The 26,638-nt window shown below is 38.1% G+C and carries 25 protein-coding genes and 1 tRNA gene; all 26 read left to right on the forward strand.

Annotation, left to right across the window (positions count from 1 at the left end; translation table 11 throughout):
• Positions 1-115 precede the first annotated feature (115 nt).
• The 26 genes from thiT (at position 116) to ACWTVK_RS00460 (ending at position 26,518) form a co-directional block, all read left to right on the forward strand.
• Complete coding sequence (thiT, locus tag ACWTVK_RS00335) at positions 116-646, forward strand: energy-coupled thiamine transporter ThiT (RefSeq protein WP_456045594.1); 531 nt, start codon at positions 116-118, stop codon at positions 644-646.
• Positions 639-1,763, forward strand: a complete 1,125-nt coding sequence (mobB, locus tag ACWTVK_RS00340; RefSeq protein WP_456045595.1) for a molybdopterin-guanine dinucleotide biosynthesis protein B — start codon at positions 639-641, stop codon at positions 1,761-1,763. The genes thiT and mobB overlap by 8 nt, the downstream gene beginning before the upstream one ends.
• On the forward strand, positions 1,744-2,979 hold the full coding sequence (locus ACWTVK_RS00345; RefSeq protein ID WP_456045596.1) for a molybdopterin molybdotransferase MoeA: 1,236 nt from the start codon (positions 1,744-1,746) through the stop codon (positions 2,977-2,979). Before mobB ends, ACWTVK_RS00345 begins: the two co-directional genes overlap by 20 nt.
• A gap of 149 nt (positions 2,980-3,128) precedes the next feature.
• Positions 3,129-4,157, forward strand: coding sequence for an AraC family transcriptional regulator (locus ACWTVK_RS00350; protein ID WP_456045597.1), 1,029 nt, complete (start codon positions 3,129-3,131; stop codon positions 4,155-4,157).
• Positions 4,158-4,542: 385 nt separating this feature from the next.
• Entirely contained in the window at positions 4,543-5,445 is a 903-nt protein-coding gene (gene ttdA / locus ACWTVK_RS00355) for a L(+)-tartrate dehydratase subunit alpha (protein ID WP_295817085.1), read from the forward strand.
• Positions 5,445-6,056, forward strand: a complete 612-nt coding sequence (gene ttdB / locus ACWTVK_RS00360; protein WP_456045598.1) for a L(+)-tartrate dehydratase subunit beta — start codon at positions 5,445-5,447, stop codon at positions 6,054-6,056. The genes ttdA and ttdB overlap by 1 nt, the downstream gene beginning before the upstream one ends.
• Before the next feature lie 274 nt (positions 6,057-6,330).
• Positions 6,331-8,001 (forward strand): formate--tetrahydrofolate ligase, encoded by a 1,671-nt coding sequence (locus tag ACWTVK_RS00365; RefSeq protein WP_456045599.1) that lies wholly within the window; start codon positions 6,331-6,333, stop codon positions 7,999-8,001.
• A 150-nt stretch (positions 8,002-8,151) separates the two neighbouring features.
• Entirely contained in the window at positions 8,152-8,769 is a 618-nt protein-coding gene (locus ACWTVK_RS00370) for a cyclodeaminase/cyclohydrolase family protein (protein WP_456045600.1), read from the forward strand.
• 260 nt (positions 8,770-9,029) lie between these two features.
• Positions 9,030-10,358: a nucleobase:cation symporter-2 family protein gene (locus ACWTVK_RS00375; protein WP_456045601.1), complete on the forward strand. Its 1,329-nt coding sequence runs from the start codon at positions 9,030-9,032 to the stop codon at positions 10,356-10,358.
• A 218-nt stretch (positions 10,359-10,576) separates the two neighbouring features.
• Complete coding sequence (locus ACWTVK_RS00380; protein WP_303940653.1) at positions 10,577-11,017, forward strand: MOSC domain-containing protein; 441 nt, start codon at positions 10,577-10,579, stop codon at positions 11,015-11,017.
• A gap of 26 nt (positions 11,018-11,043) precedes the next feature.
• On the forward strand, positions 11,044-12,009 hold the full coding sequence (gene moaA / locus ACWTVK_RS00385) for a GTP 3',8-cyclase MoaA (protein WP_456045602.1): 966 nt from the start codon (positions 11,044-11,046) through the stop codon (positions 12,007-12,009).
• A 1-nt stretch (position 12,010) separates the two neighbouring features.
• Positions 12,011-12,313, forward strand: coding sequence for a hypothetical protein (locus tag ACWTVK_RS00390; protein WP_456045603.1), 303 nt, complete (start codon positions 12,011-12,013; stop codon positions 12,311-12,313).
• Positions 12,314-12,387: 74 nt separating this feature from the next.
• Positions 12,388-12,463, forward strand: a tRNA-Lys gene (locus tag ACWTVK_RS00395).
• A 412-nt stretch (positions 12,464-12,875) separates the two neighbouring features.
• Positions 12,876-13,076, forward strand: a complete 201-nt coding sequence (locus tag ACWTVK_RS00400; RefSeq protein ID WP_295259257.1) for a helix-turn-helix domain-containing protein — start codon at positions 12,876-12,878, stop codon at positions 13,074-13,076.
• Positions 13,077-13,345: 269 nt separating this feature from the next.
• A complete protein-coding gene (locus tag ACWTVK_RS00405) occupies positions 13,346-14,287 on the forward strand; it encodes a Dyp-type peroxidase (protein ID WP_265138675.1) in 942 nt (313 codons plus the stop codon).
• Positions 14,288-14,490: 203 nt separating this feature from the next.
• Complete coding sequence (gene thrC, locus ACWTVK_RS00410; RefSeq protein WP_456045604.1) at positions 14,491-15,990, forward strand: threonine synthase; 1,500 nt, start codon at positions 14,491-14,493, stop codon at positions 15,988-15,990.
• A gap of 143 nt (positions 15,991-16,133) precedes the next feature.
• Positions 16,134-17,021 (forward strand): DMT family transporter, encoded by an 888-nt coding sequence (locus ACWTVK_RS00415; RefSeq protein WP_456045605.1) that lies wholly within the window; start codon positions 16,134-16,136, stop codon positions 17,019-17,021.
• 406 nt (positions 17,022-17,427) lie between these two features.
• A complete protein-coding gene (mscL, locus tag ACWTVK_RS00420) occupies positions 17,428-17,895 on the forward strand; it encodes a large conductance mechanosensitive channel protein MscL (protein ID WP_303938794.1) in 468 nt (155 codons plus the stop codon).
• A 171-nt stretch (positions 17,896-18,066) separates the two neighbouring features.
• A complete protein-coding gene (locus ACWTVK_RS00425; protein ID WP_456045606.1) occupies positions 18,067-19,116 on the forward strand; it encodes a 2-hydroxyacid dehydrogenase in 1,050 nt (349 codons plus the stop codon).
• A gap of 82 nt (positions 19,117-19,198) precedes the next feature.
• Positions 19,199-20,887 carry a glutamine--tRNA ligase/YqeY domain fusion protein gene (locus ACWTVK_RS00430; RefSeq protein WP_456045607.1) on the forward strand — a complete coding sequence of 563 codons (1,689 nt, stop codon included), beginning with the start codon at positions 19,199-19,201 and terminating at the stop codon, positions 20,885-20,887.
• 128 nt (positions 20,888-21,015) lie between these two features.
• Positions 21,016-21,651, forward strand: coding sequence for a hypothetical protein (locus tag ACWTVK_RS00435; protein WP_456045608.1), 636 nt, complete (start codon positions 21,016-21,018; stop codon positions 21,649-21,651).
• A 101-nt stretch (positions 21,652-21,752) separates the two neighbouring features.
• The gene (locus ACWTVK_RS00440) at positions 21,753-22,340 is read left to right on the forward strand and encodes a DUF3793 family protein (RefSeq protein WP_456045609.1); all 588 of its coding nucleotides are present in this window, start codon (positions 21,753-21,755) and stop codon (positions 22,338-22,340) included.
• 10 nt (positions 22,341-22,350) lie between these two features.
• Entirely contained in the window at positions 22,351-22,770 is a 420-nt protein-coding gene (locus ACWTVK_RS00445; protein ID WP_105089459.1) for a flavodoxin, read from the forward strand.
• A gap of 571 nt (positions 22,771-23,341) precedes the next feature.
• Positions 23,342-23,974 carry a helix-turn-helix transcriptional regulator gene (locus tag ACWTVK_RS00450; RefSeq protein WP_287539745.1) on the forward strand — a complete coding sequence of 211 codons (633 nt, stop codon included), beginning with the start codon at positions 23,342-23,344 and terminating at the stop codon, positions 23,972-23,974.
• A gap of 9 nt (positions 23,975-23,983) precedes the next feature.
• A complete protein-coding gene (gene dpaL, locus ACWTVK_RS00455; RefSeq protein WP_024065752.1) occupies positions 23,984-25,195 on the forward strand; it encodes a diaminopropionate ammonia-lyase in 1,212 nt (403 codons plus the stop codon).
• Positions 25,196-25,207: 12 nt separating this feature from the next.
• Positions 25,208-26,518 (forward strand): YgeY family selenium metabolism-linked hydrolase, encoded by a 1,311-nt coding sequence (locus ACWTVK_RS00460; RefSeq protein ID WP_295204422.1) that lies wholly within the window; start codon positions 25,208-25,210, stop codon positions 26,516-26,518.
• Positions 26,519-26,638: the final 120 nt, after the last annotated feature.

Raw genomic sequence — 26,638 nt, forward strand, 5'->3', positions numbered from 1 at the left:
ATTTTCAATACGTTCCGAATATTTTGTTTGGACTCAGAAACGAACTGTAGTACAATACAAGTAGATTATGCAAGTTATATACATTAATATATATGGTAAAAGGAGGTTGATTGACATGGATCAGTCCAAAACTCGCATGCTTGCAGAAGCAGGTGTGGCGATTGCAATTGCTCAAGTATTATCCTTTATTACGATTTTTCATATGCCTCAAGGAGGCTCTATTAAGGCTGCAGCTTTAGTGCCGCTCATGATTTATGCCTATCGTTGGGGTGGTGCACGGGGAATTTTTGCTGGCGTCGTATATGGTATTTTACATTTTATTTTAGGCTTTAAATCATCTGTACACTATTTAAGTATTATATTGGATTATCTAGTTGCTTATGGTGCCATAGGTGTATGTGGTTACTTCAAAGATTCTATTTCTGGACTCATTACAGGTTCTATTGTTGGTATTGCATTGCGCTGGGTCGCCACTGTTGTGAGCGGTGCCGTTGTGTTCGCTAGCTATGCACCTCAAGGTCAAAATCCATGGATTTACTCCATGATTTATAACGCTTCTTATATGGTGCCAGATGGGATTTTAAATATTGTTGTTTTACTATTCATTTACCAAGGTGTTAAACGAGGTTTAGGACGTCGTGGATAAATTAGGTTTAATTATTTTGGCTGGTGGTTTGAGTTCTCGAATGGGGCAACCTAAGGCATTATTGCCTTGGGTTAATGGTGAAAGCCTCATATCTCATGCACTTCGTAAGGGATTAGAAGCGGATGTGGATGATATCATCATCTCCATTGGTGATGATGATCAGTTAGGACATGCCATTCAGACTCATATTATTGATACGTTGTCGAACGATGAAAAGAAAAAAGTTTCTATTGTTCGGGATTCTATTGAGCGATGTGGTCCTCTAGGGGGACTTTATAGTGCTCTAGCTGTTGGAATGAGTCCTGCCTATGCGGTGATGGCTGTAGATATGCCATTTATGCCTATGGATTTATATTATGATTGGTTATATCAAGTGAATCATAATAATTGGAATGTCATAGTTCCTACTGGTTCTAGTGGTAAGCCAGAACCTATGGCAGGAATTTATAGGCCTCATATTGTATCATTACTTCCATCTATTCTAGCCGGTCAAGACGTATCGTTGCAGCATGCTCTTGATACGATTGGTCATGTTGAATCTATTGATGCCAGTGATTATGATTGGGAGCTAAGTAATGTAAATCATTATGATGACTATCAATGGGCTCGTGCATTAGCAGAAAATGAGTTCCGTCGTGTGCCGCTTATTAGTGTAGTAGCATCAAAACGTAAAACAGGTAAGACTACGGTAGTAACCCGCCTTGTAGCTGAGTTACAACGAGCTGGATTTTCTGTAGGCGTTGTAAAGAGTGATAAACACGGCTTTCAAATGGATCATGAAGGAACCGATACAGACCTTTCTTATAAAGCTGGTGCTGATGCGGTGGCTATTGCAGGCCCTAATGAAACAGCGATTCGTATACGCACTAAAGAACAATCAAATCTGTATGAAATATCACAGTTTATGCCTGTGGATATAGTTATACTAGAAACAAGGTCCCAAGGCATTGCCCCTATTATAGAGGTTACACAAGAGGGACATACGGAAGAGCTAATCTCGGATGATATGGAGCGAGTGGCTACAATCGAAATTAGCAAATTGGATCAAGACGTACCTAAATTGGTACGCCACATACAGGAAATGATGAGGAGTTTACATGGCCGTCGTTACTGTTGAGAAGGCACTCCAATTATGGGATGAGGCCTTACAAACACAAGTTCATAAAACTGAAACTATTGCTGTTAAGGCTGCGAAGGGGTACGTATTAGCTGAGGATATTATGGCATCAACTGATGTACCGGCCTTTTCGAAATCAGCGATGGATGGGTATGCTATTGCCTTTTCCGCGGATTGTAATGAGTATATTGTTGACGGTGTTATAGGCGCCGGCGTTGTATGGGAACAACCTGTTGGACTAGGCCATGCAGTACGTATTATGACGGGCGCACCTATACCGGATACATGTGATACTGTTATCATGCAAGAACAGGTAGTTGGCTCCGGAGAACCTGGTACAACAATCACAATTCAAGGTAAATACAAATGTGGCGATCATATCATCCCTCAAGGTGAGGAATGTAGTGCTGGCACCATTGTGATTCCTTGTGGAACAGAGGTAACCACTACGGTACAAACTGTTTTGACTGGTCTGGGAGTGACTGAGGTTGCTGTCAATGCAATGCCTCGCGTGTTAGTCCTTACCTCAGGTCATGAGGTGATTGAGCCCGGTGAAAGCTTAACACCAGGTAAAATTTATAACTCTAATAGAGCTATGATTTGTGGACTCTTGGAGGATTTAGGGTTTCATAAGATTACGCACTATCATGTCAGTGATGCTCCAGAGGAATTAGAGTCTGAAATTAATCATGTGTTACAGCTCAGTGAAGATGCCGATATTATCATTAGCTCTGGCGGTGTATCAGTAGGGCTGTTTGATACAATGCCTCTTATTTATGAAAAACTAGGCGCTAAATCCATTTATGAGCGCATTCAAATGCGTCCAGGTGCTGCATCCTATGGTGCAGTGACGCCGAAAGGTCAAATCATCTTTGGTCTATCTGGTAATCCAGGGGCTGCTTTCAACGGCTGGCATCTAATCGTAGCACCAACCTTAAAGCGCTATAAAGGTTTGGTAAACTGGACCACACCAGTAGTAGCCTGCGTAATGGATTCAGAAATCTTTAAGCGTAATGCTTTTGATCGCTATGTACAAGGTAAAGTAATCTTTGGTGGTGGCGCTCCACGCTTTGTAGCCAACCGTCACTTTAACAGTAGTAGTATGTTAGGATTATATACTGTTAATGCGTTGGCATGTATTCCGAAAGGTATACACGAAGTGCACCCTGGAGATACCTTTGATGTGTATCTATTAGAGCTGCTGCCTGCCATCTGAAGTGCCTCATAGCCTCGATGCCCGAGAAAACTTCAAGATGCTGTTGACCGTCGTTAAATAAATATATCATAATGAATGCATCCCTTGGATTAGTAGGGGTGCATTTTTAATACGTTAAGAGCGAAATTACCTTAGGGAGTAAAAGTGTAATGGATTATTTTCACTATACATATAAACACAATCATATAGATTTTAATAGTGATATATATAAGGTTAGTACGTATCATTACAACTGGCACAGTGGCGTAGAAATTCTAATCTTGTTAAAAGGTAGAATTGATATGAGTTGTAATAGTGAGGTTTTCACGATGGAGCCGCTCGATACTATTATTATATCGCCTCAAGTAGGTCATGCTACATTAGCCTTAGAGGAGGATACGACAGCTCTTGTTATTCATGTAAGTAAGGAGTTTTTCCAACACTTTGATTCTAACTTTGGTATGTATCAATTTGTATTGCGCTCAGATAAAAGTAATCGGTATAATCAATTCTTTACGTCATTACGTCATCATGCAGCACAAATGATGTTACTAATGGTGAATGGTGATAGTCCTGATCGTCAATTATATTTGGAGAGTCACTATTTATCGTTGACTAGTGATATATATCGTGAAATTGATGCGGTTAAGACTATCCCTGTACATACAAAGCCTGCTGATATGACCGTAGCTACCTTTGATAAAATGATTGCTTACATTGATGAAAACTATCAGCAAAAGATTGAGTTAGAAGATATTGCTAAAATTGGCGGTTATAATGTGAACTATACATCTCAGTTCTTTAAACGCCAATTAGGTGTTTCTTTTCTTGAATATGTTTTGCGTTTGCGGTTGCGAGAGGCGACAGTACGTTTGGTCAATTCTAATGATGGGGTTGCACATATTGCAAGTAGCTGTGGGTTTGCAGATATTAAAGCCTTTAATGTGGCTTTTAAGAAACATTTCCATACGACGCCATCGGAATATCGTAAACAAGCAAAAGAGATGGGGCGTAAAACAAAACTACATGATTGGAAGGAAATTATCTCCACTCAAGAAAATGATATTATGGAAATCTTACAATCTTGCGTAGCCTATAGAGCTGATTCTGTATATAGTCTTGAATTAAAGCAGGCTAATCAAAAATTACAGGACGTTAAGGAACAACTTGAGAGTGTTGTTAGAAAACTATCATCTTAATTTATCCAGCTTCAATGCGGTGATAATATGGCGTAAACTTTATAGCGTTATTTTTCTAATTTTAAAAATATACAATCATTAGGTATAGGTGATTTTGTATATATCATAATAGTAAATAAATATATGGTAAAAGAGTATTACTTCAGATAAGTAGTGCTCTTTTTCTTTTTGTATGTGGGTAAAATTGTATACCCGATAGTATTAGAACTTATTGATTAGGGCGATTTTGTATAATTTTAAAAGACTTTTACTATTAAATATAAACTTGTAAATTGGATAGTTATATCTCTGAAAAAGAGTACAATGTAATTAGTGATAGGAACTAAGGTTTTAAGTAGACAGTGTTATTGAGTCCTAAATAGTGAAGTACTACAGGAGGTTTACGATGAGTACGAAGGATCAACAAGTGCAAGAAATGACAAATAAAATAGCTAACTTCATTTCTTATATGGCAAAGGTATTGCCTGATGATGTACAAGAAAAAATCCATGAATTAGCTAAGGATGAAAAAAATCCTATGGCTAAATCTATTTATGAAACAATGCAACATAATATGGATCTAGCAGCTCAGCTTAATCGCCCTTCATGCCAAGATACAGGTGTATTACAGTTTTGGGTGAAAGTAGGTTCTAACTATCCTCTAATTGGTGAGCTAGAGGAAATCTTAAAAGATGCTACATATAAAGCTACACAAGAAGCTCCTTTGCGACTAAATTGTGTGGAAACCTTTGACGAATTTAATACTGGTACAAATATTGGTTTAACTGCACCTTATATTCACTGGGATATTATTCCTGGACGTGATGATGTAGAAATTTTCCCATACATGGCAGGTGGTGGGTGCTCTTTGCCAGGTTCTGGTAAAACATTAATGCCAGGCGAAGGTTATGAAGGTGTTGCCAAGTTTGTTCTCGATTTGATGACGAGTTATGGTTTAAATGCGTGTCCTCCACTTTTAGTAGGTGTAGGGATTGCTACTACTATTGATACTGCGGCTGGTTTATCTAAAAAGGCATTAATGCGTCCTGTATCTTCAAAAGCACCTAACGAAAAAGCTGCTTATATGGAACAATTATTAGAAGATGGAATTAATAAAATTGGTATTGGCCCTCAAGGTATGGGTGGGGATAAAACTGTTTTAGGTGTGAATATTGAACATGGTACACGTCATCCATCTGTTATTTCTTGTGCTGTCAGCGTAGGTTGTTGGAATCATCGTCGAGGCAATTTAGTATTTGATAAAGATGGTAATTGCACCGTTAAATCTCATAAAGGAGTGACACTATAATGGCTAAGAAAATATTAACTACACCTATTCAAAAATCTGATCTAGAAGGAATTAAGCCAGGCGATGTGATTTATTTAACTGGTCATATTACTACTACTAGAGATATGGGGCATCGCAGGGTGGTGGAAGAAGGTCAAACGTTACCAGTTGACATTAAAGATGGTGCTATACTCCATGCAGGACCAATTATTCGTACTATAAGCGATAATGAGTTTGAAGTTGTGTCTGTAGGACCTACTACATCTATGCGGATGGAAAAATTTGAGTACGACTTTGTGAAAGAAACAGGTGTACGACTTATTGTTGGTAAAGGCGGCATGGGGTCAGACACCGCGCGTGCATGTAAAGACTTTGGTGCACTACATTGTGTATTCCCAGCGGGGAACGCAGTTCTTGCTGCTACAGAAGTTGAAAAGGTAGAATCTGCTAATTGGCGCGAATTAGGTATGTGTGAAACTTTATGGACTTTTAAGGTTAAAGAGTTTGGACCTCTTATCGTATCTATTGACGCAGAAGGGCATAATTACTTTGAAGAAAAGAAAATTGAATATAATAAGAAAAAAGATGAAGTATTAGAAGACATATATAAACATGTAAACTTTATTAAATAAGTTACTCTAATTCCTAAAAGGCCCTGATGGTTTCACATTAGGGCTTTTTCTTGTTTGCATATCTATATTAAGAATATTTCTGTTATATAAGGTGGATTACTAAAATTGTTAGACATAAGTATTAGACATTAGAGATACTTTCATATATAATAGATTACTGTAGCTGTACAAATATACATCTACAGTAGACATTAATATCAATATAGTAAATATTAGATAGTAAGTTTATAGTTGTTATATAGTTGATAGATGGCCATGGTGCCGAGGAGGCTTTATGTTAAGCGATATTGAGATTGCCCAACAGAATGAAATGGAGAAGATTCAGGTTATTGCTGATAAATGTGGTTTAACACCTGATGACATTGAACAATATGGTCATTATAAAGCGAAGATTTCCTTTGATGCTATTCGTCGCTTAGAATCTAAACCTGATGGTAAATTGGTGCTGGTTACGGCGATTACACCAACACCAGCGGGGGAAGGTAAATCTACAACGAGTATTGGTCTCGTACAAGGCTTACAAAAAATTGGTAAAAATGCTATTGCTACATTGCGTGAGCCATCCTTAGGCCCTGTATTTGGCATTAAGGGTGGTGCTGCAGGTGGCGGTTATGCTCAAGTTGTACCAATGGATGATATTAACCTCCATTTTACAGGTGATATGCACGCTATTACAGCAGCTAATAATTTATTGTCCGCTATGATCGACAATCACATTCATCAAGGTAATGAATTGCAAATCGATTTGCGCCAATTATCTTGGACTCGTGTACTAGATATGAATGACCGTGCTCTTCGTAATGTAACGGTTGCCCTCGGTGGTAAAGTGTGTGGCTTCCCGCGTGAAGATCACTTCATGATTACTGTTGCTTCTGAAATCATGGCTATTCTTTGCTTAGCCAAAGATCTAGAAGATTTAAAAGAACGCTTTGGTCGCATTGTTATTGGGTGTAATTTAGCAGGTGAACCTGTTTATGTTCATCAACTTGGTTGCCAAGGTGCGATGGCGCTTCTTATGAAAGACGCAATCAAGCCAAATTTAGTACAAACATTAGAACATACACCAGCTATCGTTCACGGTGGTCCATTTGCAAACATCGCTCATGGTTGTAATTCCATCGTAGCTACAAAGCTTGGTCTTAAATTAGGTGACATCGTAGTTACAGAAGCTGGCTTTGGTGCTGACTTGGGGGCTGAAAAGTTCCTCGACATCAAATGTCGTTACGGTGATATTTTCCCTGATACAATCGTTATCGTAGCTACTTTGCGTGCTCTTAAAATGCATGGCGGTGTACCTAAACAAGAACTTAGCACAGAAAATGTTGAAGCTGTTACAAAAGGTTTCAGCAATTTGCAAAAAGCCATCGAGAACATGCGTTACTTTAACGTACCTGTCTTAGTGGCTATCAATAAATTTGCTACTGATACAGATGCAGAAATAGCTGAGTTAACTCGTCTTTGCGATGAATTTGGCGTACCTGTAGAACTTAATGAATGTTGGGAAAAGGGCGGCGAAGGCGGCACTGATATGGCGAAAAAGGTCGTGGAATTGCTTGAAGGTCCAAAACCAACATCTAAATTCGTATATGATTTAGAAGATAGCTTAGAAGAAAAGGTAAATAAAATCGTTAAAACCATTTACGGTGGCGAAGGCGTTATCTTTACAGATAAAGCTAAAAAGCAAATCAAACAATTAGCTGATTGGGGCCTTGATCGTTTACCTGTATGTATGGCAAAAACACAATATTCCTTATCTGATAATCCAGCACTTTTAGGTGCTCCAACAGGCTTTACCATCACTGTATCCGATATCCGCGTTGCTAATGGTGCAAGCTTTATCGTGTGCCGCACAGGTGATGTAATGGTTATGCCTGGCCTTCCTAAACGTCCTGCCGCTCTTAATATGGATATCGAAGCAGACGGTACGATTAAAGGTTTATTCTAATATAAATTTTTTGTAGCACACATTTTCTTAACTACCTATTGGTAGTGTCTGCTTTCACTCGTTTATATAGTGTGTTACCTGTATATTTTTATAGAAATGACAAAGCGATAACAAGGATATCTTGTTATCGCTTTTACATGAGGTCTTGTTATGAATTTAGTAGAACAACGTGTTGTAGATTTTGTGGCAGCTACTGCGTCTAAAGAACCGACTCCAGGTGGTGGTGCCATTGCGGCCTTAACGGCTGCAACTGGTGCAGCATTAGCTGAAATGGTGGCGAACTTAACCTTTGGTAAAAAGGGATATGAAGAGGTTCAATCTGAAATGAAAGATCTTCAAGCTACAGCGGAATCTATTCGTCATCGCATGCTAGAGTTGTCTCAGGCTGATGCAGATGTATTTAATATCTTTATGAATGCCTTAGGTTTGCCAAAGAATACAGATGAAGAAAAGGCTACGCGCACAGCGGCGATTCAACAAGCTTATAAAGATGCTGCGATGGTTCCCTTTGAAATCGGTGAGTTAGCCTATCAAGTCTTTGATTTAGCAGAGTTAGCATCTAAAAAAGGTAATCAAAATCTTATTACCGATGGTATCATTGCTGCAATCAATGCTCGTGCTGCAGTAAAGGCGGCATTCCTAAACGTACGTATTAATTTATCAGGTATTAAAGACGAAACATTTGTAGCTGATATAACCACAAAAATGAATGCTATTGAAACAGGTTTAGATGATAAAGAAGCGGCAATTATAGCATTATATGTATAACTAGCTCAAAATAGCAGTTTAAAATAGCAGATTAAAATAGCAGATTAAAATAACAAGATATACGACTGTATATATTAATCAATAATACCCCGAATGATTTCGAACGATTGATGATTTCAAAAATCTAATGTTCGGAAAATTTCGAAAGGGAACTTAGTATTTCTTTTGAAAATATTAAGTTCTCTTTTTTCTATTGTTAAAATCCGAACGATAGTGTAAAATAAATGGGTGTTATTTCGAGGTTTGATGTAGGAGACATTATGACAGATCAAAAACAAATGAATACGGTCGATAGTATGTTGCCAATACCACAGCTCTTTGCCTTTGGTTTACAACACGTACTGGCCATGTATGCAGGTGCCGTTGCTGTACCTATTATTGTGGCACAGGCCATGAACTTACCTATGGAAGATTTGATTCGATTAATTACAGCGGACTTATTTACCTGCGGTATTGCCACATTAATCCAAACATTAGGCTTTGGTAAAATTGGTGGACGTATTCCGATGATCCAAGGTGTTACCTTTGCTTCTGTTGGCCCTATGGCCATGATTGGTGCTCAGCATGGTATGACTGCTATTTATGGTGCTATTATCGTAGCCGGTTTATTTACCTTCTTGATAGCCCCATTCTTCAGTCGTCTTATTCGCTTATTCCCACCTGTAGTTACAGGTACAATTATTACCATTATCGGTATTAACTTGATGCCAGTTGCTATTAATTGGATGGGCGGCGGTATAGGTAATCCTCAATTTGGTAGTTTTACCAATATTGGACTAGGGTTCCTTACCTTCTTAATCGTCGTATTTGTTTATAAATTTGCCAAAGGATTCTTTAGTAATCTTTCTGTACTAATTGGTTTGATTGCAGGTACAGCGATTGCGTTTGCCATGGGCGTTACAAACTTTGATGAAGTAGGTCGTTCCCACTGGATTGCGTTTATTGAGCCTTTCTATTTCGGGTTGCCAACCTTTGATTGGGCGTCTGTACTTTCCATGATTATCGTAATGCTCGTAGTTATGGTAGAAACAACTGGTGATAGTATCGCTATTGGTGAAATCGTAGATAAGCCAATTGGTCGTAAAGAACTTGCTTCTATTATTCGTGCTGATGGGGTATCTACAGTTATCGGTGGTATTCTTAATAGCTTCCCTTATACAGCATTCGCTCAAAACGTTGGTCTTATTGCCGTAACAGGTGTTAAGAGCCGCTTTGTTGTAGCTGCATCTGGTGTAATCTTAATTTTATTGGGGTTATTCCCTAAATTAGCGGCTATCGTAGCTAGCATTCCCAATGCCGTGTTGGGCGGTGCTGGTATTGCCATGTTCGGCATGATCGTTGCTAGTGGTATTCGTTCCTTAGGCAAGGTTAGCTTTGAAGGCAACCATAATTTAATGCTCGTAGCTATCAGTATTGGTGTAGCTATGATTCCAATTGCAGCGCCAAACTTTTATGCTAATTTCCCTGCGTGGGCACAAATTATATTAAAATCTGGCATCACTTTCGGTAGTATTATGGCAATTTTGCTTAATTTACTACTTAATGGTGTTAACCGTGGTGACGAAATTAAAGAAATGGGTCGCCGATAAAAATTACTAAAAAAGAACTCTGTTCCTTGGAGCAGAGTTCTTTTTTAGTGATTAAATTCACAGGAAATTTGTGTGAATACTATGCTATAATAAATAGATAATTGTAGAATAATTTTGTGATGCTTTCAGTAACATGAAAATTATAAAAATGACTGCAATTACATGTTGAAATAAAGTTATGTATATATGGTATGTTCCCATAAGAAGGGAAAGGTTACATGGCAGAAGGAAAAATTATTGCTATCTCCATTAGTGAGAAAAAAGGGCAAAAGAAACATAATATTGAATCCGCAAATCTTATCGTAGATCATGGTATGGAAGGTGATGCTCACGCAGGCAATTGGCACCGCCAAATCAGTTTGCTTGGCATTGCAAGCATCGATCATATGCGTGCCCAAGGAGCGGATGTAAAACCTGGTGATTTTGCAGAAAATATCACCGTTGAAGGTATGGTGCTTTACGAATTGGCTGTAGGCACACAATTACAAATTGGTAAGGATGTAATTCTTGAAATTACTCAAATTGGTAAGGAATGTCATCATGGCTGTGAAATCATGAAACAAGTAGGATCTTGTATCATGCCTACACAAGGCATTTTCGGTAAGGTTCTTAAAAATGGTACAATTCACGTAGGTGATGACGTATCTATTATTAAATAATTCTGTATTGGTAAACGAGGTGTGTTATGAAAGACGCATGGGGCCGTACAATTGAATATGTACGTCTGTCATTGACAGATGCGTGTAATTTTTGTTGTCCCTATTGTCGACCTGCTGAAATTACACCTCAAAGTCAAACACAATTATTATCAGTTGATGAATGGATGACTATTTTAGGTGCCTTCCATCGTATCGGAGTGAAAGCGGTACGTTTAACTGGTGGCGAGCCATTGCTATATCCTCATATTGAAGAGCTGTTAGAACGTATCAAAGCAACGGGTTGGTTTGAAGATATTTCCATGACTACTAATGGTAGTCTATTATCATCTCGTGCTCAACGGTTGAAAAAACTAGGCTTAAATCGTGTGAATATTAGCTTGGATTCCCTTGAAAGTGAAGCCTTTGCTACTTGTGTAGGTAAAGAGGGGCAACTTGAGTCCGTTCTTGAGGGGATTCGCAGTGCTATTAATGCTAACTTTAAGTCTGTAAAAATCAATACGGTTTTGTCTCGACATTGGTCTGATGATGAAGTTAGATCTTTATTACAATATGTAGAAAAGTGGCCTGTTGTATGGCGCTTTATTGAATACATGCCATTCCAAGGCGATGCATTCCATGGTCCAACCTTTGATGAATGGAAGGCTCAATTAGAACGTGTTAGTGGAGGTCCGCTTACAGAAGTACATTCCGTTTATGGCTTTGGCCCTGCTACGTACTTAGCGTTACCAAGTGGAAAGGCTATAGGCTTTATCTTTTCTATGTCTCATAGCTACTGTGATACATGTAATCGTGTACGTCTCACATCTGATGGGCAAATGCGTTTATGCTTGTTGCGTGATGATGAGGCTGATCTTGTATCTCTTGTACGCAATGGTGCGACCGAGGAAGATTTAGCTTTGCATATTGAACGTGCGTTGCAACGTAAACAAGAACGTCATGATGGCGTAGGTATGGAACAACCTGAACGTCCAATGTGGCGTATTGGAGGATAGTATGGGGTTTTTGGATTTTCTAAAACCAAGATCAAAGGAACATATTGAAGAATGCTGGCCTGGTGGCAAGATGCTTCAAGTCCATATCGAATATGATACTAAATCCTCTGTAATTACCTACAAGGGACGTTATGGATTGCAATTTAATGTGCCAAAGGCAGATGTGACAGATATTATCGTCAAAGAGGTAAGCCGCACACATAGCGTTCTTCAACTGTATAGTGGTGCTGACTGTGTAGGAACTAGTGATATTCTCCCTACGGAGGCTTGTAATACGATGAAGGATTGGCTAGGACAATATTGATGCATATGTTTTATAGGAATGTAATAAATATTCTTTACATTCCTATAAAATAGGCATATAATTAGTCGTGTCATGGACCACTAGCTCAGCTGGCAGAGCACCTGACTCTTAATCAGGGTGTCCAGGGTTCGAACCCCTGGTGGTCCACCAAAATAAACCCGCACTACTGTGCGGGTTTTTCTTATTATTGTCTTTAGACTGGTTCGCGACGTAGTCGCGAATCATTAAACCACCCGCTATGCGGGTGCGGCAACGAAAGTTATACAAAAAAATCACCTTGCTTAAGTATAATGTAGGTGTTCAAGCCGCATTATATGCAAAAGAAAGGTGATCTATAAAAATAATAAAAAATAGTTGCCCCTAATAATAGCCATCCTCCAAGTAGCAACTGCGGTGATAACGGCGATTAATAAGGAGTAACCACAGGGGCTAGAAAAAGCCCCACTTTTCCTTATTATTATAGCAATGAGATATATATGCTTTCAAGTTTAACTTTAATAATTAGTATTATTGCCTTTATATTATCCGTTTATAATTTATTAGTAATATTAGGAGTACTGAAATGAAATTAGATGATGTAATGACAACACAAGAGGCGGCAGAACGATGGAATGTTACGGCGGATGCATTGAAACAGAATTGTAGAGGCCGTGTAAAGAATGGATTTTTAGAAGGTGAGTTTAGAAAGTCTGGGAAAATGTGGCTTGTAACCCGTCAAGGAATGGAAAGACTATATGGTGAAGAAATGGATCGTCACATATAATGTATATATTTTATGACATCATTTTGACATCATTTTATTAAAAAAAGGAATTGATGTCTTAGCGACTGCGATTGAAAATAATAAGTATATTGAACAAATACCAAAAAAAATATATGATCAATTGATATTTTAAGCTTTTAAATGTCACCTTTTCTGAAAGTTTTCTAATAGCTGTGATGAGTTTATTGGGGATGGCATATCTTATAGACAATACGGGCTTAATAGCTTATGATTGATATATAATAATTTTTCTCATTAGGAGGTAACGAATGGCAGTAGACATTTCTAGAACACAAGATGTGTATAAAGATGCTGGCCAAAGTGTCAACTTCACAACGTTGTTATTAAACCGCGAGGATCATAACGCAGAGCTTGAAGTGATTCAAGATATGGCGGACCGTATTCAAGCCATTAAACGTTCTGTAAGTATTCGTGCAAATGGTGCAGGTTTGGGCATTGCTTTTGGTTTCAGCCGTAAAGCATGGGATTATTTATTCCCTAATGCACCTGTACCAAAAGAGTTAGAAGACTTCCAAGGTATTAAAGGTGATAAACAAGACGTACCAGCTGTAGCAGCTGATTTATTCTTACATGTACGTTCCAATGATGAGTCCGTTACATATACTGTAGTGGATCAAATTATGGAGTTCTTACGTCCTATTACATCTGTAGTCGATGAAACTCATGGCTTCCATTATGAACAAGGTCGCGCCATCATTGATTTCGTAGATGGTACTGAAAACCCTGTTGGTCAAGAAGCTGTAGAGTGGGGCGTTATTGGTGATGAAGATCCTGAATTCACTAATGGTTCTTATGCATTTGCTCAAAAATATGAACACGATCTTGATGCGTGGCGTGCTCTTCCTACAGAAATGCAAGAAAAGTTCATTGGCCGTCGTAAATTCAGCGATATTGAGTTAGAAGATGATGAAAAAGATCCAGCAGCTCATAATGTAGTGGCTCAAGATAATCGCGATGATAAAGAACATAAAATCGTGCGCATGAATGTAGCGTTTGCTCAACCGGGTCAAGGTGTACGTGGTACATATTTTATTGGCTATGCTCGTTACTGGGATGTAACTAAAACTATGCTTACTAATATGTTTACGCAAAATGATAAATTGCTTGATTATTCTAAACCTATTACAGGCATGCTCTTCTTCATTCCATCCCTAGATACATTGGATGCTATTGCAGAAGGCGAATTATAATCCGCATAGCTAGTTTATGCATGATTTATATGGTTTGTGATGCTCAGTTTTGTTAGCAGTATATAATTTGAGTGAAAATATCATATAAGTTGAGTAAAAATATCATATAAATTCTATAGAAGCACCCCTTTTAGGGTGCTTTTATGCTATAATAAATCTATTAGACTCGTAAAAATACATTGTAGTTATAAATGAGGTATTCCATGAATTATACTAGCACCCGCGGTACCGTTGCGGTAAATGAAACATATGCATTGTTGCACGGCTTAGCAGAGGATGGTGGTCTATATGTACCATCTTTATTCCCTACAAACTGCTTAACTTACAATGATGTGAAAGATAAAAACTATCAAGAGGTAGCAGCTATTGTATTATCTAAGTTGTTCCCATGCTTCTCTGAAGCTCATTTAAATGAAATGATCAATTCTGCATACTCTGATGCTAATTTCAGTACTCGTGATATTGCACCATTACATTCCTTATTAGAAAAGGTTTCTGTGTTGGAATTATTCCACGGCCGTACACAAGCTTTCAAAGATATGGCGTTGTCCTTATTCCCATATCTATTGGTGGCGGCAAAAGAAGCAGAAGGTGAGAAAAAAGAGGTTCTTATCTTAACGGCTACATCTGGTGATACTGGTAAAGCCGCACTGGAAGGCTTTAAAGATGTACCTGGTACACATATCCAAGTTTTCTACCCAACAGATGGTGTAAGTCCTATGCAAGCAGAACAAATGCAAAAGCAAGAAGGAAATAACGTTAACGTAACGGCTATTCATGGTAACTTTGATGATGCTCAACAATTCTTGAAACGCTTATTCGTTGATAAGGCTACAGCAGAAGCGGTTGCGGAAAAAGGTGTGATGTTCTCCAGTGCGAACTCCATTAACATCGGCCGCTTGGCACCTCAAGTAGTGTACTATGTAAATACCTATGCTGAGCTTGTAGCACAAGGTGCTATTCACGAAGACGAAGCTTTCAACGTAGTAGTGCCAACAGGTAACTTTGGTAATATCTTGGCTGCTTACTATGCTAAAAAAATGGGTATTCCTATTGGCAAATTGATTTGTGCATCCAACCAAAACAATGTACTTACTGAGTTCTTTGAAACTGGCACATACGATATGAATCGTCCATTCTATACAACAATTTCTCCATCTATGGATATTCTTGAATCCTCCAACTTTGAACGTTTCTTGTACTATATCTCTGGTGAAGATAGTGAACGTACCTCTGGTTGGATGAAAGATCTTAAAGCAACAGGTAAATTGACTGTTAACGAAGAAGAGTTCAATCGTGTTAAAGCCAATTTTGCAGGTGCTTACGTAGATGATGAAGAGACGAAAGCTATCATTGAGCAAGTGTACAATTCTTATGGATATGTTATGGACCCGCATACGGCAGTAGCTATGGGCGCATACATGAAAGAATTGGAAAAACATCCTGAAGACGGTGCGCGTCATACAATTATCGCTTCTACAGCACATCCATTTAAATTCCCTACAGCTATCTGTGAGGCATTGGATATCAAGGTTGGAGAGACACCGTATGAAAGCTTAGATAATATCTCTGCTGTAACAGCTGTAGCTTTCCCTAAACAATTGGAAGCGTTGAAATCTAAACCATTGCGTTTTACAAAAGCAATTGATAAAGAGAATATGAAACAAGAAATATTGGATTTTGTAGATACATTCTCTAAATAATAGAATGCCGCCTTTCAGTAGAAGGGCGGCATATATTTTGGCTTTGTGAACTCTGTATCTCCTGTATATTGGATTGCTTATATAGATAATACAGGACAGTAACTATGTAGTTATATTATAGTAGAAGTGTATAGGGAGGTAGTATGGCTAAGAAAGGCCTAATATATGCACTGTTGTCGGCACTCTTGCTGAGCACAATGAATTTGTTTGTAAAGATGCTAGGCTCGAATATTCCTTCTGGGGAAATTGCCTTTTTCCGTGGCTTATTTGGTACTGTAGCGGTTCTTATCGTTATGTATACCCAAGGCATCCGATTCTCTAAAGAAGATAGAGGACATCTACTAATGCGCGGTTTATACGGCGGCTTTGGCATGGTTTGTAACTTTATTGCCTTAGTGCATTTAAAATTATCTGATGCAACGATTTTATTTCAAACATCAGGTATATTTGTATTGATATTTAGCGCCTTATTTCTTAAGGAACGGGTGCCTAAAGGGGCTGGGAAGTGGCTTCTTTTGATCTTTGTAGCTGTAATGGTTATGGTAAATCCATTTAGCTTTACCGGCTTTACTTGGTTTGCCTTAGTAGCTATTTTAGGGGCTGCTTTATCTGCAGCTGCGTATACAACGATTCGCCTTATATCTAAGCGAGGCAAGCATAGTAATTTTGAAATTATGGCTTATTTCATGATTACTGGTATGATTGCAGGACTTGTTACAACTGACAAACTCGTTATGCCTCAAGGTACAGACTGGATAATCATTTTAGCCATTGGTGGCATTAGTGTGGTGGCTCAGTTCTTCTTAACCGGTGCCTTTGTTACCACGAATGCCGTAGTGGCTCAATTCTTGCAATACGTTGGCGTATTTATTAGTTCCTTCTATGGGTTCTTGTTCTTTGGTGAAAGTTTATCTATTGAAACTATAGGAGCTGGTATTGCGATGTTTGTATCCTCTGTTATGCTAGCGCGCCTTAAAGAGCAAAGTGGTCCTTTGCGTGAAGGCAAGGTTATAGAAGATAAAATTAAATAACTGTGGAATATATACAATACAGTCAAGTTATAGAAGCCGATATGATACGGCCCGAATTTATTGCTGTTATAGAAGAGACTAGAGATCCTTCCTGAGATATAAACATATAATAGTATATATAAAGGGTTATAAATTACTTTTTCTAATTAGTAGAGTCTAACCGATGTAGGGTTAGACTCTATTTTTTGCGTATCTCAAATAAAATTTTAAAGAAATATATAACGATATGGTGCGAAAAGTACGCATAAATACTGATTTATTACAATTTTAGATAGATCTATGAAAAACTATATTAAATAAATTCGAAAAACTATATCGAAAAATATTGACATCTCTTCATCTTTCCTTTATGATTAGTACAGTTATTAACGCATTCTCAATTAAGTGTATCTAGGAGTAGTGAGAAATGAAACAATTTTTGAACGATTTTAAAGCTTTTGCATTCAAAGGTAACATGATGGACCTAGCTATTGGTATGATTATTGGGGCTGCTTTCACAGCGTTGGTTAACTCCGTTGTAAGCAACTTGTTCATGCCTATTATCAGCTTGTTCACAGGCGGTATTGATTTCAGTAACTTGTACTTGCCATTAAATGCTGCATCTAAAGATGCATTCATGGCTGGTGCTGATATTAATACAGCTCGTGCAGTTGGTTCTGTATTGCCATACGGTACATTCATTACTGATTTGATTCAATTCTTAATCTTGGCGTTCGTTGTATTCTTGATGGTTCGCGCATTAGCTAAAATGATGAAAAGCGCGAAAGAAGAAGAAGCTGCTGAAGCACCTACAACTAAAGAATGTCCATTCTGTAAAACAGAAATTCACATTGATGCAGTTAAATGTCCTAACTGTACAGCAGATTTGAAATAATTCAAATTTAAAGCTACATAAAAGGAGTAAGGCTTAGGCCTTACTCCTTTTTGTTGTATTACGCCAGCTTTCTAGTATAAAATATAAGTATATAATAGAAATATATAATATTAACTTTAACGTGAAATTCTTGGGCGTGTATTATAAGACGTTTTTGGAGGACTTATACATATGGAAAAAAAACCTCTAGTTGTTGTAAACGGTTTAGTCCGTAAAGATGCAATTGCTTATTTAAAAGAGCACGTAGATGTGCGCCAATGGACTGAAAAGACTGTAATGCCTCGTGAGACATTAAAGGAATGGCTCGTTGATGCGGATGGTTTATGGTGTGTTCGCCCTTTAGATGTAGATGGTGATCTTGTAAAAAATGCACCTAATTTAAAGGTTATTGCTCAAGCAGCTGTGGGTTATGATAATGTAAAAATTGATGAATTAACGGCAGCAGGCATTCCTTATGGCAATACGCCAGGTGTTCTTAATGAAACCGTAGCAGAGCTTGCTTTTACATTGATTGCTACTGCTAGTCGTCGTATTCTGGAAAATGCTAATTTCGTAAAAGAAGGACGTTGGGCTCAAAGACCATCGAATATTAAAGGCTTTGATTTGAGTCGCCGTACCCTTGGTATTATTGGGATGGGGGCTATTGGTGTATCTATTTCTCGTCGTGCTCGTGCATTCGGTATGACTGTGGTATACCATAATCGTAATCAGCGTATTGATGACAAGATTCATAAAACTACGTATATGGAATTAGATGACTTGTTAGCTACTAGTGATGTAGTTTGTGTGATGGCTCCACTAACAGATGAAACATATCACATGTGTGATGAAGCATTCTTCAAAAAAATGAAGAATACTGCTTTGTTTGTTAATGTTGGCCGTGGACCTATCGTTGATACAGATGCTTTGATTAATGCTCTAAAAACAGGTGAAATCGATTACGCAGCACTTGACGTAACTGATCCAGAGCCATTGCCAGCAGATCATCCATTATTGGATGTTGAGAACTGTCTTATCGTACCACATATTGGTTCTTATACTGATCGCACACGTTATGATATGTCTATTTTGACAGCTGACAATATTATTGCTGGCGTTCATAAGAAACCATTAAAGACCTGTGTTAATGAAGAAGTTAACTATAAGAAACCAGAAATGGATGTAGAGTCTGCCTTAGAAGAGCTTAAAAAAGCTGGTGTAGACTTAGCTGATTTCGACTAATATCACAAGACCTCAAAAGATATGCGGTATTATGCAAAATATGGTAAAATAAAAGAATATTTATCCTATGGAGGTTAGAACGTTGGAACATAAAGATATTGAAAAAACTGTAGCTCCTGAAGAAGTTGTATCTGTTAACTTTATCGAAGCTATCATCAACAAAGATAACGAAACTGGCAAATACGGTGGTCGTGTGTTAACTCGCTTCCCACCAGAGCCAAATGGTTACTTACATATTGGTCATGCTAAATCTATTTGTCTTAACTTTGGTATTGGCAAACAGTACAATGGCTTAACAAATCTTCGTTTTGATGATACGAATCCTGCAAAAGAAGATGTTGAATACGTAAACTCCATCATGGAAGATGTAAAATGGCTCGGCTTTGATTGGGCTGATGAACCACGTTATGCATCTGACTATTTTGGTCAAATGTACGAATATGCTAAGAAATTAATCACTCTTGGCAAAGCGTATGTAGATGATCAAACGGCTGATGAAATTAAACAAACTCGTGGCGATTTCTCTACACCTGGTGTTAACAGCCCATACCGCGATCGTAGCGTAGAAGAAAACTTGAAACTTTTCGAAGAAATGAAAGATGGTAAATACGCTGATGGTGAAAAGGTATTGCGTGCAAAAATCGACATGGCCCATCCTAATATCGTTATGCGTGACCCTGTTCTTTATCGTATTGTAAATGCAGAACATCATAACACAGGTAATGAGTGGAAGATTTACCCTATGTATGACTTTGCTCATCCTATTGAAGATGCTATCGAACGTGTTACACACTCTATCTGTACTTTAGAGTTTGAAGTTCATCGTCCATTGTATGATTGGGTACTTGAGGATTGGGATGATACTGAAATTCCGCAACAAATTGAATTTGCTCGTTTAAATGTAACTAAAATGGTTATGTCCAAACGTAAATTGCGTGCACTTGTGGAAGCTGGTCTCGTAGCTGGCTGGGATGATCCTCGTATGCCTACTATTTCTGGCTTGCGTCGTCGTGGTTACACGCCAGAAGCGATTCGTGATTTCTGTGATCGCATTGGTGTCGCTAAAGCTGATAGCGTTGTTGATATTGCTTTGCTTGAGTTCTGTATCCGTGAAGATTTGAAACTCAAAGCTACACGCCCTATGGTAGTTATTGATCCTGTGAAAGTTGTTATTACGAACTATCCAGAAGGTCAAACTGAACTTTGCACGGTTGAAAATAATCCAGAAAATGAAGAGTTGGGTAACCGTGAAGTTGTATTCGGTCGTGAAATCTACATTGAACGCAATGACTTTATGGAAGAGCCAGTTAAGAAATTCTTCCGCTTGGCACCAGGTAAAGAAGTACGCTTAAAAGGTGCATACTTCATTACATGTACTGATGTTATTAAAGATGAAAATGGCAATATTACAGAAATACACTGTACATATGATCCAGAAACTAAGAGCGGTAGCGGTTGCACTCGTAAGGTAAAAGGGACATTGCACTGGGTTGAAGCATCTACTGCAGTAGATATTGAATCTCGCTTATATGATTATTTACTTAAAGAAGATTCCGATGGTAAAGACTTCTTGGGCGATTTCAACCATGACTCCTTACAAGTATTCCACAGTAAAGGGGAAGCATGTCTTGCTAACACTGTACCAGGAGACCATTTCCAATTCTTGCGCCAAGGTTACTTTGTAACTGATAAAGATAGCACACCAGATCATATCGTAATGAACCGTATTGTTGGTTTACGCGATAGCTGGGCTAAGGCACAAAAGAAATAATTTAGTCAGTCATATACGTTGCTAAGATAATGATAAAGAACCGCTCCACTAAGGGCGGTTCTTTACTACTGTGTTGTTACTATAAATGTTGAGAGTTTGTGACATTAACATTTCACTAGAGGAGACATATGAAAAAATTAGTATTACTTGCTACGGCGGCAGCTGTATTAGTATCTGTTCCAGTAATAGGTTCTGCAGCAAACATTAAGTCCGTTTTGAATAAAAGTCAAACTGTAACATATCAAGGTGTTAAATTACCTGAAGGTGTTACAATGTATCAAAATAATCCTAAAGCACTTTTTGCAGGCGATGCAAAAAAAGATATTAAATCTGTGTTTATAGAAGCGGGCGCTACCTCTGCTAATGTATCTACATTGAATATTAAGAACGAAAATGAAATGAACTATGCTGTATATGGTGATGTAGTATTAGGAAAGAAATTATCTGGTCGCATGAGTGAAACTAAGCATGTCAATGCAGATCCATCTTCACTAGGTGCACTTGCCTCTGCTATTAATAAGGGGGATAGTCCAATCCTTGGTACTTTCACAGTTGTAACGCCATTAGCTAAACAAGGTAATGTATACGAAGGAACATTAAAATATAAAAGCATAGCTAATAATAATTCTTATAATGAAGTTTTACATATTAGCCTTTTTGATGATAAATATACTGGTCCGAATGCACGTTTTATATCTATAAATGAAGCTAATGATGCTGCGATATTCCCTAAAGTTAAGACTTTGCTAACGGTTAAAAAATAAATAATTATTGAAAATATATATCAATTATTCTTGACAATTTTTCTCATCAAGAGTACTATTGGCATATAGGAATTATTCTCATTAGAGAAAGTTCTAACGATGTGCAACAGGCAGGTACTATTATGATGAATTCAATTGACCATATCATTGGATATCATTGTGCACCGGCAATTCGAGGTGTCAAGCTTTCGAACTTGGTTTCTATTCCACGGGACATGAATGAACAAATCCAATTTGTATTGACAGAATATAATAAAGAGTTCAATGAAAAAGGATTGTTCTTCTTTGAATTATGTCGCTGTAAAGCGCGTAGACTATTATTGGTATTCCGTGAGAAACAATTACGAGACTATGTACGGCAACCTGCAGTAATGACATTTTTGAAAGCCTACGGTTATCATGATCGCATGAGTATTATGGAGATGCTTGAGCACCTAAGATATCGTATGGAAGCAAGTGTTGATTTTCCACATGAAATCGGCGTATTTCTAGGTTATCCGTTAAATGATGTGAAATATTTTATTTCTCGTCGTGGCAGTGGATATCGTATGTGTGGAGAGTGGAAAGTTTACCATGATGTGGTAGATGCAAAGCGCTCTTTCTTATGTTACAAAGCATGTCGTGAATTTTGTCAAACTCAATTGATGTTGGGAAAAACATTTAGTTCATTGGTCGCAAGAACGGCCTAGGAGGTACAAGATGATTGGTGTAATTTATTGGTCCGGTACAGGCAATACAGAACAAATGGCTCAAGCAGTAGCTGAAGGTATCAAAGCTGCAGGTCAAGAAGTTGAAGTGAAATCTGTTTCTGAAGTATCCGTAGATGACGCAGCAGCTTACGAAAAACTAGCTCTTGGCTGTGCTGATATGGGTGCAGAACAATTAGAAGAAGGCGAATTTGAACCATTCTACACAGAATTAGAAGCTAAATTGGGTGGTAAAAAAGTAGCAATCTTTGGCTCCTATGGTTGGGGTGGCACTTGGTTAGAAGATTGGGGCACTCGCATTAAAGACGCTGGTGGCGAATTAGTAGCTGATGGCGTGGCAATCTTGGGTGAACCTGATGATGATGGTAAAGCACAATGTGAAGAATTGGGTAAAACATTAGCAAACGCATAGTTTACTCTTAACCATTAATATAAATCCTAACAGATAACAGTATATAAAGGCTGTAATAACGATATGTCGTTATTACAGCCTTTTTTGTATGCAATAAGAAGATTATATACACTTACTATGTATATAGACGTAACTTTTTGGTAGTTATGAATGTAGGAGTATTTATAAAAAATATATATATGCATAATGACATAGCAGATTGAATTAATACATATAAAAATATAGATATACATTGATTTTTATAGAGTTTGAATAGATTTAATTATATAGATGTGATAGCACAAAGGTCATTAAAAAAATTTATAACAGCCGGTTTATATGATGGAAATCACAGGGAATGTATATGTTTATAACAATGGATGTATATGTTTGAATGTTTATAAATAACTTTAATGCATAATAGCATTGCATTTTTGTATACATAGACCTATAATTTAAGTAAGGAACCTAACAAAAAATTAGGTTGATACAAAAATAGTTAGAATTGTTCTCATAATGCTGACTATGTAAGCGGACTGAAGTTATTTAGACCATAAAGTTAACCGATACCGATGAGAGGGAGGTTATCTCAATGAGTACATTGGAACGGCTAAAAGTAATAGCCCATGGATTGGCCATACAATTCGGACCATCTTGTGAAGTACTAATACATGACTTACAAAGAGATCTCGATACATCACTTGTATATATAGAAAATGGTACGATAACGAATCGTCATGTTGGTGATGGTCCATCACATGTGGTTTTAGATGTACTCAACTATGATGATGGTAGTGAAGGTAGATTTGGGTATCTAACAAAAACTAAGGATGGACGGATATTAAAATCCTCTACCATGTATATCCGTGATGATAATGGCAATATTGAATACCTATTAGGAATTAATCAGGATATTACAGAGTTTGTTATGATGCATCGATCACTTGAAAGTCTTATAGGGATAGGTCAAGCTGAGACTGGCACTGTTGAAAAAATTACTACAAGTGTATCGGAACTATTAGATGATTTACTACTAGAAGCAGAACGGTTAGTTGGCAAACCTGGACCACTCATGAATAAAGTAGAGCGACTAAAAGCTATTAGCTACTTAAATGAAAAAGGGGCATTTCTTATCTCTAAATCTTCAGAAAAGATTGCGGAGTATTTCAATATTTCTAAGTTTACTCTTTATAGTGATTTAAATACTGTAAAGGAAGAATCATAGGAGGCAAATATGGACCGAATTCAGTGGAAACGTAATACGATGGCACCATCTAGTGACAAGTTTTTGTCTGTTATGGATGTTAGAGAAATTAAGAAAGCTAAAGCGTTTCATGAAAGTTTTCCACAGTATAGTGTAACTCCACTAGTATCGCTAGAAAAATTAGCAGATTATATCGGTGTTAATTCTCTCTTTGTAAAAGATGAATCTTACCGCTTTGGCTTAAATGCGTTTAAGGTATTAGGCGGCTCTTATGCAATGGCAAAATACGTAGCTCAACAAACTGGTAAAAATGTTGAGGATGTACCATATGATGTATTAACTTCTCCACAATTAAAAGAAGAATTCGGACAAGCTACATTCTTTACAGCTACTGATGGTAACCACGGACGTGGCGTAGCCTGGGCTGCTAATAAATTAGGTCAAAAAGCAGTAGTATTCATGCCTAAAGGCTCTACAGAATATCGTAGAAAACAAATTGAAAATGAAGGTGCTACCGTAACGATCGAAGAATTCAACTACGATGAATGTGTACGGTTAGCAACTAAAAAATCTAAAGAAGTTCCAAATGGTGTTGTAGTTCAAGATACAGCATGGGAAGGTTACGAAGAAATTCCAAACTGGATCATGCAAGGCTATGGCACAATGGCTATGGAAACGGCAAATCAGTTAGAATCTGAAAACTGTAAGGTACCAACTCATGTATTTGTACAAGCTGGTGTAGGTTCTCTAGCAGGTGCTGTAGTAGGTTATTTCACTAATTTATACAGCAATGCAACTAAGAAACCTAAATTAGTGGTTGTAGAAGCTGAAGCAGCAGCTTGCTTATATAAAGGGGCTGTAGCTGATGATGGTAATCCTCGTATCGTTGAGGGTGATTTAGAAACAATCATGGCTGGACTTGCATGTGGTGAACCAAATACAGTTTCTTGGGATATTTTGAGAAACCATGCGGATGTATTCGTATCTGCTCCTGATTGGGTAGCAAGACTTGGTATGCGCGTTGGTGGTGCACCGATTAAAGGTGATACACCAATCACTACAGGTGAATCTGGTGCAGTTCCACTAGGTCTTGTAACGGCAATTATGACAATGCCGGAATATGAAGACTTACGCAAGGAATTAGAATTAGATGCGTCTTCAAAGGTGCTCTGCTTCTCCACTGAAGGTGATACAGACCCTGAAAGATATAAAAACATTATGTGGTATGGTGAAGATCGTTAGGAGGCATTAATTATGGATTTACAAGCAATTAAACAAGCAGCAGCAACTTATGGACCAGCGATGACCAAGTTCTTACGTGAAATCGTAGCATTCCCTGGTGAAAGTGCAGAAGAAAAAGAACACGTTCAACGCATTGAAAAAGAAATGAAAGATCTTGGCTTCGACGAAGTTGAAGTAGATCCAATGGGTAACATTCTTGGTTACATGGGTACTGGTAAAACACTTATTGCCTTCGACGCTCATATCGATACTGTAGGTATTGGTAACCGCGATAACTGGAACTTCGATCCTTATGAAGGTTTTGAAGATGAAACTAAAATCGGTGGTCGTGGTGTATCCGACCAATTAGGTGGTATCGTATCCGCTGTATACGGCGCTAAAATCATGAAAGACTTAGGTCTTTTAAGTGATAAATATCGCGTACTTGTTGTAGGTACAGTACAAGAAGAAGACTGCGATGGTCTTTGCTGGGAATATATGATTAAAGAACGTAATATTCGTCCTGAATTCGTAGTATCCACTGAACCTACTGACGGCGGTATCTACCGTGGTCAACGTGGCCGTATGGAAATCCGCGTAGATGTACAAGGCGTATCTTGCCATGGCTCTGCTCCTGAACGCGGTGACAACGCTATCTACAAAATGGCAGACATTCTTCAAGATATCCGTGAATTGAATGCTAACTCTGCTGATGAAAGCACAAAAATTAAAGGTCTCGTTAAAATGCTTGACCCTAAATTCAACCCAGACCACTACGAAGAAGCTCGCTTCTTAGGTCGCGGTACTGTAACTACTTCCCAAATCTTCTACACTTCTCCAAGCCGTTGTGCAGTAGCTGACTCTTGCGCCGTTTCCTTGGACCGTCGTATGACCGCTGGCGAAACATGGCAATCCTGCTTGGCAGAAATCGAAGCTTTACCACATGTTAAAGAATATGGTGCAAAAGTATCCATGTACGAATATGCTCGTCCATCCTGGACTGGTTTGACATATCCAATCGAATGTTACTTCCCAACTTGGGTAATTCCTAAAGATCACAAAGTAACAGAAGCTTTGGAAGAAGCATACACTAGCTTGTATGGTAATGAACGTATCGGCGCCGAAGATACAGTTGAAATGCGTAAAGCTCGCCCATTGACTGATAAATGGACATTCTCCACAAATGGTGTTTCCATCATGGGCCGTAATGGAATCCCTTGCATCGGCTTCGGTCCTGGCGCAGAAGCACAAGCACATGCTCCTAACGAAATTACATGGAAACAAGACCTTGTAACATGTGCGGCTGTATATGCATTATTGCCATCCGTATACTGCAAAGACTAATATCATATACATTGAATTAGATCTCTTTAAAACGGAAATCACTAGAACATAGTTCATAACTACAAATTTAATATGGTACCTCACCATTTGATGAGGTACCGTATAAAGTTAGATACTAAG

It is taken from the genome of Veillonella sp. Ser01, from assembly GCF_053850375.1.

Excerpts from the sequence above, each read along its gene's own strand:
- thiT (WP_456045594.1), top strand. The coding sequence starts at position 116 with ATGGATCAGTCCAAAACTCGCATGCTTGCAGAAGCAGGTGTGGCGATT.
- ACWTVK_RS00345 (WP_456045596.1), top strand. The coding sequence starts at position 1,744 with ATGGCCGTCGTTACTGTTGAGAAGGCACTCCAATTATGGGATGAGGCC.
- ACWTVK_RS00350 (WP_456045597.1), top strand. The coding sequence starts at position 3,129 with ATGGATTATTTTCACTATACATATAAACACAATCATATAGATTTTAAT.
- ttdA (WP_295817085.1), top strand. The coding sequence starts at position 4,543 with ATGAGTACGAAGGATCAACAAGTGCAAGAAATGACAAATAAAATAGCT.
- ttdB (WP_456045598.1), top strand. The coding sequence starts at position 5,445 with ATGGCTAAGAAAATATTAACTACACCTATTCAAAAATCTGATCTAGAA.
- ACWTVK_RS00365 (WP_456045599.1), top strand. The coding sequence starts at position 6,331 with ATGTTAAGCGATATTGAGATTGCCCAACAGAATGAAATGGAGAAGATT.
- ACWTVK_RS00370 (WP_456045600.1), top strand. The coding sequence starts at position 8,152 with ATGAATTTAGTAGAACAACGTGTTGTAGATTTTGTGGCAGCTACTGCG.
- ACWTVK_RS00375 (WP_456045601.1), top strand. The coding sequence starts at position 9,030 with ATGACAGATCAAAAACAAATGAATACGGTCGATAGTATGTTGCCAATA.
- ACWTVK_RS00380 (WP_303940653.1), top strand. The coding sequence starts at position 10,577 with ATGGCAGAAGGAAAAATTATTGCTATCTCCATTAGTGAGAAAAAAGGG.
- moaA (WP_456045602.1), top strand. The coding sequence starts at position 11,044 with ATGAAAGACGCATGGGGCCGTACAATTGAATATGTACGTCTGTCATTG.
- ACWTVK_RS00390 (WP_456045603.1), top strand. The coding sequence starts at position 12,011 with ATGGGGTTTTTGGATTTTCTAAAACCAAGATCAAAGGAACATATTGAA.
- ACWTVK_RS00400 (WP_295259257.1), top strand. The coding sequence starts at position 12,876 with ATGAAATTAGATGATGTAATGACAACACAAGAGGCGGCAGAACGATGG.
- ACWTVK_RS00405 (WP_265138675.1), top strand. The coding sequence starts at position 13,346 with ATGGCAGTAGACATTTCTAGAACACAAGATGTGTATAAAGATGCTGGC.
- thrC (WP_456045604.1), top strand. The coding sequence starts at position 14,491 with ATGAATTATACTAGCACCCGCGGTACCGTTGCGGTAAATGAAACATAT.
- ACWTVK_RS00415 (WP_456045605.1), top strand. The coding sequence starts at position 16,134 with ATGGCTAAGAAAGGCCTAATATATGCACTGTTGTCGGCACTCTTGCTG.
- mscL (WP_303938794.1), top strand. The coding sequence starts at position 17,428 with ATGAAACAATTTTTGAACGATTTTAAAGCTTTTGCATTCAAAGGTAAC.
- ACWTVK_RS00425 (WP_456045606.1), top strand. The coding sequence starts at position 18,067 with ATGGAAAAAAAACCTCTAGTTGTTGTAAACGGTTTAGTCCGTAAAGAT.
- ACWTVK_RS00435 (WP_456045608.1), top strand. The coding sequence starts at position 21,016 with ATGAAAAAATTAGTATTACTTGCTACGGCGGCAGCTGTATTAGTATCT.
- ACWTVK_RS00445 (WP_105089459.1), top strand. The coding sequence starts at position 22,351 with ATGATTGGTGTAATTTATTGGTCCGGTACAGGCAATACAGAACAAATG.
- ACWTVK_RS00450 (WP_287539745.1), top strand. The coding sequence starts at position 23,342 with ATGAGTACATTGGAACGGCTAAAAGTAATAGCCCATGGATTGGCCATA.
- dpaL (WP_024065752.1), top strand. The coding sequence starts at position 23,984 with ATGGACCGAATTCAGTGGAAACGTAATACGATGGCACCATCTAGTGAC.
- ACWTVK_RS00460 (WP_295204422.1), top strand. The coding sequence starts at position 25,208 with ATGGATTTACAAGCAATTAAACAAGCAGCAGCAACTTATGGACCAGCG.